Consider the following 10,568-nt stretch of genomic DNA (forward strand, 5'->3'; position numbering starts at 1 on the left):
CCCTTACTTTTTAATTTTTAATTTTTAATTTTTAATTGGCTTTTGTCTATTTTACGTCATAATAAATTTTTTCCCTCTCCCCCGGTTGTCCGTAAAAATTTTTAAGGATCCGGCCTATGACTGTTAAGAAAAATATATTCAGGCTTTTTCTGCTTATTGCCTCTTTTTCCCTGCTGTGCGCGGGCTGCAGCCTGCCTGGGGGACCTAAGAGAAACGTGAGCTTTAAGGTAATTTCCAAACACCGCCTTCTGCCTTCGGATAACGTGTACCTTACAGGAAATAATAAAACCCTGGGCAATTGGGATGCTTCGGCCGTAAGAATGGAACGCAAGTCGGATACGGCTTTTATTAAAACGCTCTCTTTTAACGAGGGACAAAGCGTGGAGTTTAAGGTTACCCTCGGCAGCTGGAACTCAGAGGCCCTGAACGCCGACGGGTGGATACTGGATAACTCAAGACTCACCGTTACGAAGGATACCACGGTTACACTCAGCGTTGAGAACTGGGGACGCTACCTGCACGCAAGGAACGTTAAGCCCGGTATTATACAGGGCTACGACAACAGCATTAAGCTTGTAAATAACTGGAAATACCACAGCGGCGATAACACAGAATGGGCAAAGCCTGACTTTGACGACACTCTGTGGCAGACCGCAGCCTCCAGCTTTTCTACGGATAACTTTGACAGCCTCCGCTGGAATAGTACCGGGTGGTTCAGAACGCGCCTTAATGTGGACCCGGCGCTGTGGGGTAAAACCTTCGGCATGAAAATAACACAGATGGGCGCGTCCGAAATATACTATAACGGCCGCCTCCTTAAGTCGTTCGGGAAGGTGGGCACTTCCCAATCGGGCTACAGCCCATCTCCTAAAAACGACTGGCTGGAATTTACTTTTGACCCGAAAGCGGACCAGGTGATTGCCGTAAGGTATGCCAACTATAACACAGCCGTTCAGCTGAACCAGGGATTTGACCCGGGATTTGCGATTTTTCTGATGGACCTTAATTCGGCGTTCAGCATTACCGATGAACTGAGGCCGTACACAATACACCAGATGGTCTTTACGCTTATTCCGCTAATACTTTCTTTTCTGCACCTGTTCCTTTATATCTTCTACAGGCGCCAGAAACAGAACCTTTACTACGCCTTCTGCCTGCTCGGGTTTGCGGGACTTACGTATTTCAACTATGAACGCTTTATGCTGGATAACGTGGACCTGATGGTATTCCTGCAGAGGCTTAACGTCCTCTCGGCTGCAACGGCCATATTCTTCGGACTGATGACTATGTATTCCGTAAGCTACGACACACTGCCTAAAAGATGGCGCGCGTACCTGGCTTATTATATAGCGTTATCCGTTTCGGGATTCTTTAATGTTTCGCCCGGCGTGACTACTTATTTTATTTACCTTCAGTTTGGCATTACGCTTGCCGAAGGCGTGTATGCCTCGGTAAGGAAATGCGGCGTAAAGCGCAGGGGCACGTGGATAATCCTGCCCGGCTTTATTGTAATGAGCCTATTCATTCTGCTGCAGCTGCTGATGGATTTTAATATCATTTACTTCTTCGGCCTTCAGCAGTCTTATGTTTACGGAATGATAGCTTTTGTTATTGCAATGTCGCTGTACCTGTCGTATAATTTCGCCTACGTCAATAGGGACCTTGAAGAGCAGCTTGAGAAGGTGAAGGTGCTTTCGGAAAACGCAATTGAGCAGGAGAGGATCAGGGCATCGCTTGAAATTGAACGGAGGGTAATGGAGGCTGAAAACCTGAGGAAGACCAGGGAGCTGGAGTCCGCGCGGGAGCTGCAGCTGTCGCTTCTGCCGAAGGATGTACCCCAATCGGGGAACCTTGAGGTTGCCTGCTTTATGAAAACCGCGGCCGAGGTTGGGGGCGATTATTACGATTTCCATATGACTGACGATAACGCCCTTACTGCCGTTATTGGCGACGCCACAGGCCACGGCCTTAAGGCTGGCAATATGGTGATCCTGGCAAAAGGCTTATTCAACACTCTGGCGCGTGAAAAGGACCTGATTGAGGTAATGCACTCATTCAACCGCTCAATTAAGCAGATGAACCTTTATATGCTTACCATGTGCATGTCGCTTATAAGGATTAAGGATGACTGCCTGGAGTATGTATCGGCCGGAATGCCGCCCATGCAGATCTACAGGAAGGCTTCGGGCAAGGTGGAGGAGTTCCTTCTGAAGGGGATGCCGCTGGGGGCGTTTAACGATTTTCCGTATCAGAAGATCTCAGGAAACATCTGTTCGGGCGACGTGCTGCTGATTATGACCGACGGCCTGCCCGAGATGTTTAACCCTAAAAAAGAGACTTATGGAATGGAAAGGGTGGTGGAGGCCTTCAGGGAAGCCGCCGGAAAGCCCGCGGGGGAGATTATAGATCACATTTGCGCCTCCGCCCGCGCCTGGGCCGGCGAAAATACGCTTGAGGACGATATGACGGTAATGGTAATTAAGGTTAAATAACCGCAAATTGCGGGCCCCGGACGTGAATTTATTAATATTTTATAATGCATTCTGCAAATTTCACCCAATTTTTGTATGGGGGAGCGGCGGCTCATCAACGCAAAAATGAACATCAGATTTTTATTTAAAGGAATAAAAAAATTCCATTAGCCCCTAAATTGAAGAAGAATAATACCGATAATAAAAGCAACTAAGACTTATTTCTTAAGCAAATGAGGTGTCCGGTACCTGATTTTATGAGAGTTGTTGGGGAAAATGGTGCCCTTAATTATCTAAATGCAGACAAATCTTCAATCGGCATGCCTTTTGTACTTACAGCAAATTGATCCCATTTTTATGATCCTATGCATCAGTTAAGGCAGGGCTTGCTATTAACTCTTTGCCCTTACACTGCAGAGAGTATGATGTTCGATAAAATGCCGGTGTAAGAATTCTGTCTGCGTTCCAAATCATTAACAGTTAAAAGAAGTGAGAAATTAATGTCGATTAAAAAAATGTTCTTTGGTATCTATATTGTTACAGGTCTTGCAATTCTGGGGCTTGGAGTGGCTAATTCCATGATGCTGCAGAATACGATGTATGGAATAATTGGATTCCTGATCTTTTCGCAGACGGTAAATTACCTGCTCATACATAAAAAGATCAGTGATCCTGTGGGTAAACTGAGCCTGGCAACGCGCAGGGTAATTGATGGCGACCTGTCGGTTACGGTTGATTATAAGAGTAACGACGAAATAGGCCATCTTTCTGAAGGCTTCAATACCATGATCGGAAAGATTAATGACGAAATTGCTATGGCGCAGAGCTTTCAGCAGGGGCTCAGCGCAGCTATGTTTATAGCCGATAAGAATACTAAAGTCCTCTCGGTTAATAACGCAACGCTGAAAATGATCCGCCTTAATAAAAAACCGGAAGAAATAATAGGAAAGCTTACGGTTAAGGAAGCTTTTATTCAGGAATCAGTTTCCATAAATGCTTTCCAGGGGAAATTCTTAAATGAGGAAAAACACTATATTAAGGACCATGAAGGGAACACATTCCCGGCTTTGATTACTTCGGGACCTATTTATAACAGCAAAAAAGAGATGGTTGCCTGCTTTGCAAACTTTATAGACCTGCGCGACCTGGAAGCAAAACAGAGAGAATACCTGAATGAACAGGTGGCTCCTATTGCAGATGTAATAGGCTTAGTTGCCCATGGCGACTTTACAAAGAATCTCGAGCTCGACGAAAAGAGCGACCTCTATAAGCTGAGTGTGAATATAAACAAAATGGTTGGAGACCTTCAAAACACACTCTCAATGGTAAGTGAAGCCGTACAGGCTACAGCTTCAGCTGCAAATGAAATATCCTCTTCTTCCGAGCAGATGGCCGCAGGAGCACAGGAACAGAGCCAGCAGGCAACAGAGGTGGCAGGAGCTATTGAGGAGATGACTAAAACCGTCTATGAAACAGCAAAGAATGCAAATGAAGCAGCAAATGTCTCAAGGGGCTCCAGCCAGGCGGCTGAACAAGGAGCTAAGAAGATTAACGATACAAAGAAGGGAATTGAGAAGATTGTAGTCTCATCAGAGGAAACCTCAAGAATTGTAGCCTCCCTTTCAAAAAGAAGCGAACAGATTGGCGAGATCACCCAGGTAATTGACGACATTGCAGACCAGACTAACTTACTTGCCTTAAATGCCGCAATTGAGGCTGCGCGTGCCGGCGAACAGGGACGCGGCTTTGCCGTTGTTGCAGATGAGGTAAGAAAACTGGCCGAGCGTACGACTAAGGCTACAAAGGAAATAGCAGAGACTATAAAAGCCATACAGGACGAGGCAAAAGACGCAGACTCATCCATGGGAGAGGCCAGAATAGCCGTTGAAGCAGGGATGAAACTGACTGAAGAAGTGGCAGAGGTCTTAAGTGAAATCCTCAAGGGAGCCCTGAAAACAACTGACGTGGTCCTGCAGGTTGCCGCGGCAAGTGAGGAACAGTCCAGTGCCGCCGAACAGATATCCAAGAACATTGAGGGCATTTCCAGTGTAACTCAGCAGTCTGCCGCCGGAACTGAGCAGATTGCGCGTGCTGCAGAGGACTTAAACCGCCTTACGGTTAATCTACAGGAGATTGTAGCGGGCTTTAAGATTAACAGCGGCAATGAGAGGCAGTCTTCTAACGGATTTGTAGCAAAAAACAATAGTAAACTAATTAAGAAGTAAGGGGAATTAAAATGGAAAAGGCAGAAAACAAGGATGAAATACTTCAGCTCGTCAGCTTTAAGATAGGCAATGAAGAGTTCGGAGTGAACATACTGAAGGTTCAGGAAATTATCAGGATGATAGAAATTACACAGATGCCTAATTCACCCGAATTTGTTGACGGTGTAATTAACCTGAGGGGAAGGGTAATACCTGTTATTAGCTTAAGAAAGAAGCTGGGGCTTCAGAGAATTGAGCACGACAGGAATTCCAGGACAATTGTAGTTGAAATCTGCGGCAGGACCGTGGGCTTTATTGTTGACAGCGTAAGCGAGGTGCTGCGCATTCCGGTAAATATTACTGAGGCGCCGCCTGCAATTGCTGCCGGCATAAATTCAGATTACATCACCTCTATTGCAAGGCTTGAAGACAGGCTTCTGATACTGCTCGACCTTGAAAAGGCGCTGCTGGGTGAAGAAAAAGAGCAGCTGCAGGAACTGGTAAATTAGTGATATGAAACCCTGGCCTTAAAGCCGGGTAATAGTTTTGTGCTTAAGGCGTGAACATAAAAAGGCAGACCGTGGTCTGCCTTCTTTATTTTGAATTTGCCTTTTAAGCGTGCATTTTCTGCTCGGTAAGAACTCCAAGCTGTTTCATGAAAGTCGCCACGTCATAATAGCTGCTTGAGCTGATTATTTTCCCGTTTTTGAAGTGGTATACGTCGCAGAACGGAACATCCACGTGTTTGCCGGTGGCCTGAATATCGCCATCGGGAGTTCTGAGAGTGCCTTTGTGCGTACCTACGCCGCGGAATTCGCATATAGCAAAATCCTCTGCGGCTTCAATATTTTTAATCTCGCATTTTGAATCGGGGAAAGCCTCATCCCAATTTTTCATGAATTGTTTGAAGCCCTCGGGTCCCTTGTATGTCATATTGGCGGGTATGTTGGTAAGTATACCTGCTGAATCCACATTTTTAACCGCGGCGTTAAAATCCCTGCGGTTATAGGATTCATATATATTGCGGACGATAGATTTATTATCCTGTACAGACATAGTTTCCTCCTTTTATTATTTGTTATTCTGCCGTTATTTCTCCTGTTTTTTTTCTATTTGTTTAGTGAAGTAATTTCCAGAAAAACTAGAAGAAACCCGAAATTAATCAAGGTCTAATATTGAGTAATACCCCGGAAGTATCCAACCGGCGACAATTTTATCCCCCTCCATAGAGCTTCGGAGAAGTCGGCCGCGGCCGATTTGTAGCAAAACGACATCCCAACAATAATTTAGAGCTTCGGAGAAGCGATTTGCCTGTAGAAAAACGACGATCAAAAAATAATCCAGAGCTTCGGAGAAGCGATTTGTTTGTAGCCGGGGGTGACCAAATTCACCGAAGGTGAATGCGGGAACCCCCGGGGGAAATGATCCCAAACCCCACCCCCGGAGCCGCGGCAGCCGCGACATATTCCCGTTCCATGATGGATAAATTTCATGAAATTGGGTTATCATTTGTGGTTAGGCGGGATTTCCCCAATAGATTCAACCATTTTCCATACATGTCGCCCCTCCCGGGGCTCTTTTTTGTGTGGGGGGAATACGTTTCCCGGGGGTTCCCTCACCCCTCCGGGGTTTTGTCACCCCCGGCTACAGACAAAGCGCCCGCCCGAGGCGGGCTTAGTGATTGCGTTATTCCAGATGCTCTATTTTCACATCTGATACACAACCTCTTAAATGTGTATACACGGTAGAGCTAAAGCTCGTGGCTAGTCATAAAAAAATCAAAACAATCCCCCCTAATCCCCGCCTTTGCTAATTAACGGGGAATTATCTAGTTTCTATGTCGTATTTTTACCAACATTAATCATAGGAGCCGCAGCGTGGAAATGGCAAATTTTTTAGGCAGCTACTGGTGGATATTCCTCCTTGTTATTCTGATCGTAGCCTACAAACTATTCTTACGGTTCTTCGGAATTGTTATTATTCCCGAGGACTCAATAGGCATTGTTAATAAAAAGTTCGTCCTTCTGGGCAAACACCGCACTCTGCCCGACGGAGCAATCATTGCCCTCAATGGCGAAGCCGGCTACCAGGCCGATACTCTTGCCCCGGGCCTCCATTTCTGGCTCTGGCCCTGGCAGTACGAAGTTTCTAAACAGAAATTCATCAATATTAAAGAAGGCAATATTGGCATAGTTGAGGCAAGGGACGGGCATCCGCTTAAGGATGGACGCGTGCTTGCAAAGAAAGTTAACTGCGACTCATTCCAGAGCGCACGCGACTTCCTTCTTAACGGCGGCGAACGCGGCCCCCAGATTACAATTATCCCTCCGGGAACTTACCGCATCAACACTTCACTATTTACAGTTGTTGAAGAAGCGGCGCTTGAAATTGATGACAATATGGTGGGTATTGTTACAACACGCGAAGGCCTGCCGCTGCAGACGGGCGAAATTGCCGGGCGCGAAATACCGGGGCATAACAGCTTCCAGGACGGACAGATATTCCTTGATAACGGCGGCTTTAAGGGCCTTCAGGAACAGGTTATACTGGCCGGGCGCTATTACATAAATCCCAGATTTGCTACTGTGGAAATTAAGGAAATGACTACCGTACCCATTGCAAACGTGGGCGTTGTAATTGCTTACGTGGGCGATCAGGGAGTGGACGTTACGGGCGAAAGCTTCAAGCACGGAAACCTTGTAAGCCGTGGGCAGAAGGGCGTATGGGTTAAGCCTCTTGATCCGGGTAAATATCCTATCAATCCTTACACCCACAAAGTTGAAATTGTGCCTACAGCAAACGTTGTGCTCAACTGGGCTACAGGCAAAACCGAATCGCACAGGCTCGATGAAAAGCTTTCTACAATCAAGGTCCGCTCATCCGACGGTTTTACTTTCAGTCTGGACGTAAGCCAGATCATTCACATTCCAAGCACCGATGCGCCGAAGGTAATAGCGCGTTTCGGAAGCGTGGCAAACCTGGTTACGCAGGTGCTTGAGCCTACAATAGGCAATTATTTCCGCAACACCGCCCAGGGCTCCGACGTAATTGAATTCCTCAAGGGCCGTAAGGAGCGCCAGGATGACGCAAGGCAGAGCATATCAAGAGCGCTGCAGGACTATAACGTCGGCGCAGTTGATACCCTGATTGGCGATATTGTGCCGCCCGAAGAGCTTATGAAAACACTTACCGACCGCAAGATAGCAGAGCAGGAGAAGGTTACCTACGATACGCAGCGCCTTGCAGAAGACACGCGCAAGGAGCTTCAGCAGGCAAAGGCGCTGGCCGATACGCAGGCGAGGGTAGTTGACGCCGAGCGTAAAGTTCAGATAAGTGAATTTGAAGCCCAGGCAGCTGTAAAAAGCGCGGGCGGTGTGGCAGAATCTAAGAAGATCAACGCCGAGGCGGATGCTATGGTATTAAAGACCGTGGGTTCGGCCGAAGGTGATAAGATTAAAGCAGTTGGTACGGCTGAAGCGGATGTTATAACAATGAAGATCAAGTCGATGGAATCGGGCAATTATGCGGCAATTGAAGTTGCCAAAGCCCTTGCCACCAGCGGCTTCAAGCTTGTTCCGGACATTGTAGCCGGAGGAAGCGGCAGCGGATCGGACGGCAACTCCCTGGTAAACACTCTTTTGGCAATGATAATAAAAGACAAGCTGCCCAAAGATACAGATAAGTCACCTGAAGCCTCAGCCTCCTCAGAGGAAGCAGGCACACAGGTAAGCCTGAATTAGAAAAACATTCCCCAAAAAAGCCTGCCCCCTCCGGGGCAGGCATTAATTATTCATCAGTTCCCACAAAATATCTTTTAACCGTTCCCATTACCGTCTGAGCTTCTGCGTCCCAGCCATAGCAGACTGTTAATTATAAGTTTGTTCTGTGCATCGTTCTGAAATGTAAATGACAATTCTTTGCTTGAGTTATGTTCGTAATCAATATCGTTGTGACCCATATTGATGTAGATCATGCGGTAATGTATGTTTGTCCAGACCACGGGGTAATAGCCGCTGTGCCAGATCTCATAAAGTTTGGGGCCTGTTCCAAGAGGGAAGCTTGCAGAATCTATAGATAAAAGAATTTTTATATCAGGATTCGTACGAAGGTCGTTCTTCCAGCTATACCATTCATTAGGCTGCGAAGTGAATTTGCGAGGCAGGTCTTTAGTTGAAGCATGAGTAGAGTCTTCGACCTTAAGAATTGCCGAAGTAGGCCTCCATGTATTGCCCTTATACTCTCCGGAGCCCAAAAACTTATTATGGTACCAGTCCCAGTCCTCAGGGAAAGAAGAGGGGGTAAGAGCAAAAGCGGCAAAATGGAAGCCGATCCAGGCACCGCCGTTTTCCATATACTTCTGAAAAGCAATTCTTTGCGCGGCGGAGTCGGGACGCGTATCTAAGAATATTACAACCTGGTAATTAGAAAGAAACTTTTCATTAAGGTTGTTCCAGTTGTTTGTTGAGTCGTAAGTGAAATTATACTTTAAGGCTTGAGAAGAAAGCCACCTGTTGGCCTCATGCACAAAACTTACATGAGCCTGGTCATTTTTGCCGGTAAAAAAGCCGATCACGCTGAATTTTGAGGAATGCTTTTCAATTTGTTTCTGCTGTGCCGCGCCCGTACCAATAAACACGGGGGAGAGTAAGCAAAAGGCAATCAGCAGAGCTGAACAAATAAAATTGCGGGCAGTTAATCCGGGCATATGCCAACCTGATAAGTTCTGAAAAATATTACCTGAATATACAAAATGATTCGAAAAATACTTATATTCGAACAGATGAAGAACAGTTCCAAGGGAAAAAGGAATCTGATATGAAAATCACTAAGGAAATGATAGACAGGATAGTTTCTGAAGCAAAAAACTATGGAGCAACAAGGATAATTATGTTCGGCAGTGCAGTTGCCGCTCCTGAAACAGCGCGTGATATAGATATTGCTCTTGATGGCATAAGAGGCTGGAGAATATTTGAGTTTGCTGGCAAAATGGAGGAGGAACTGAATATTCCGCTGGATGTAGTTTCCTTGAGCCCATCTTCCCGGTTTACCAGGCACATTGAAAATTACGGACAGATTCTTTTATGACCAGAGAAGAAATCAGGGAAGAAATTTCCATTGAGCTTGAAGCGATCCAGCAGATAGTGACGGAACTTTTAGAACTGGCAGAAGATATTGCGGACCAACAACCCAATGTACGTGAAAAGACTGCCGCTGGGGCATTCCTTGCCCAGTTCTATAATGGGATAGAGAATTTACTAAAACGTATTTCTAAATATTACAATATAGAAATTCCCAAAGGGGAGAATTGGCACGTTGAACTGTTCAAAAGGTTCTGCTATCCGCCAATGCCGCCACTACCCGAATTGTTTAAGGATGAACTTCCTGCGTTGATGGCTCCCTACAGAAGGTTTAGACACGTTTTCTTCCATGGGTATGGATTTCAACTGGAGTGGGAACAAATGCAGGGAGGAATATTAAATATTTCGAAAGTCTTTAATAAGTTTCAAGGCAACCTCAATACATTTCTTGAAAACCTTTAATCATCAGATGTTTTAAGTAAGTCTTAGTGCACTCTGCATAATTCAAATCCTTCCGCCGCAGCCGTATTTCCCTTCTGCCACAAATGTTTACACAGGTTATTACAGAAGGATAGACCTTCAAACGCCACCTCATCGGACTGAATACTTTTGCCGCAGTACGTGCACTGCATAGATGCTCCCAAAGAATGATTATTTTGACAGGTACAAATATAAGATTCCGGAATATAATCGGAAAATAATTGGTGATATATGGGGGATAACTGATCCATTGCGGCCATTATAAAATTATGACCGCCGCTCAGGTTTATAACCTTGCAAATCTTTCAAGAAGAAGTTCTTTGTATTTTTCTTTT

At 45.8% G+C, this 10,568-nt stretch carries 8 protein-coding genes; 6 read left to right on the forward strand and 2 right to left on the reverse strand.

What is annotated here, in order from left to right:
- Positions 1-116: 116 nt before the first annotated feature.
- The 3 genes from HF312_18905 to HF312_18915 all read left to right on the forward strand — a co-directional run bounded on the left by HF312_18905 (position 117) and on the right by HF312_18915 (position 5,184).
- Positions 117-2,492, forward strand: coding sequence for a SpoIIE family protein phosphatase (locus HF312_18905; protein ID MCU7522293.1), 2,376 nt, complete (start codon positions 117-119; stop codon positions 2,490-2,492).
- 479 nt (positions 2,493-2,971) lie between these two features.
- On the forward strand, positions 2,972-4,696 hold the full coding sequence (locus HF312_18910) for a HAMP domain-containing protein (GenBank protein ID MCU7522294.1): 1,725 nt from the start codon (positions 2,972-2,974) through the stop codon (positions 4,694-4,696).
- Between the two features lie 11 nt (positions 4,697-4,707).
- Positions 4,708-5,184: a purine-binding chemotaxis protein CheW gene (locus HF312_18915; GenBank protein ID MCU7522295.1), complete on the forward strand. Its 477-nt coding sequence runs from the start codon at positions 4,708-4,710 to the stop codon at positions 5,182-5,184.
- A 103-nt stretch (positions 5,185-5,287) separates the two neighbouring features.
- Here the strand turns inward: HF312_18915 and HF312_18920 are convergent, their stop codons facing one another.
- A complete protein-coding gene (locus HF312_18920; protein MCU7522296.1) occupies positions 5,288-5,731 on the reverse strand; it encodes an ester cyclase in 444 nt (147 codons plus the stop codon).
- 827 nt (positions 5,732-6,558) lie between these two features.
- Here HF312_18920 and HF312_18925 point away from each other — a divergent pair.
- Positions 6,559-8,415, forward strand: coding sequence for a hypothetical protein (locus HF312_18925; GenBank protein MCU7522297.1), 1,857 nt, complete (start codon positions 6,559-6,561; stop codon positions 8,413-8,415).
- 74 nt (positions 8,416-8,489) lie between these two features.
- Here HF312_18925 and HF312_18930 read toward each other — a convergent pair whose 3' ends face one another.
- The gene (locus tag HF312_18930; protein MCU7522298.1) at positions 8,490-9,380 is read right to left on the reverse strand and encodes a ThuA domain-containing protein; all 891 of its coding nucleotides are present in this window, start codon (positions 9,378-9,380) and stop codon (positions 8,490-8,492) included.
- 110 nt (positions 9,381-9,490) lie between these two features.
- On the opposite strand from HF312_18930, the gene HF312_18935 reads away from it, so the two are divergent.
- Together HF312_18935 and HF312_18940 are read left to right on the forward strand one after the other, a co-directional pair.
- Positions 9,491-9,760, forward strand: coding sequence for a DNA polymerase III subunit beta (locus HF312_18935; protein ID MCU7522299.1), 270 nt, complete (start codon positions 9,491-9,493; stop codon positions 9,758-9,760).
- Positions 9,761-9,963: 203 nt separating this feature from the next.
- Positions 9,964-10,215, forward strand: coding sequence for a hypothetical protein (locus tag HF312_18940; GenBank protein ID MCU7522300.1), 252 nt, complete (start codon positions 9,964-9,966; stop codon positions 10,213-10,215).
- Positions 10,216-10,568 lie beyond the last annotated feature (353 nt).

The sequence above is a fragment of the Ignavibacteria bacterium genome (assembly GCA_025612375.1).
Taxonomy (GTDB): Bacteria; Bacteroidota; Ignavibacteria; order Ignavibacteriales; family SURF-24; genus JAAXKN01.

Excerpts from the sequence above, each read along its gene's own strand:
- HF312_18925 (MCU7522297.1), top strand. The coding sequence starts at position 6,559 with ATGGCAAATTTTTTAGGCAGCTACTGGTGGATATTCCTCCTTGTTATT.
- HF312_18935 (MCU7522299.1), top strand. The coding sequence starts at position 9,491 with ATGAAAATCACTAAGGAAATGATAGACAGGATAGTTTCTGAAGCAAAA.
- HF312_18915 (MCU7522295.1), top strand. The coding sequence starts at position 4,708 with ATGGAAAAGGCAGAAAACAAGGATGAAATACTTCAGCTCGTCAGCTTT.
- HF312_18920 (MCU7522296.1), bottom strand. The coding sequence starts at position 5,731 with ATGTCTGTACAGGATAATAAATCTATCGTCCGCAATATATATGAATCC.
- HF312_18910 (MCU7522294.1), top strand. The coding sequence starts at position 2,972 with ATGTCGATTAAAAAAATGTTCTTTGGTATCTATATTGTTACAGGTCTT.
- HF312_18905 (MCU7522293.1), top strand. The coding sequence starts at position 117 with ATGACTGTTAAGAAAAATATATTCAGGCTTTTTCTGCTTATTGCCTCT.
- HF312_18930 (MCU7522298.1), bottom strand. The coding sequence starts at position 9,380 with ATGCCCGGATTAACTGCCCGCAATTTTATTTGTTCAGCTCTGCTGATT.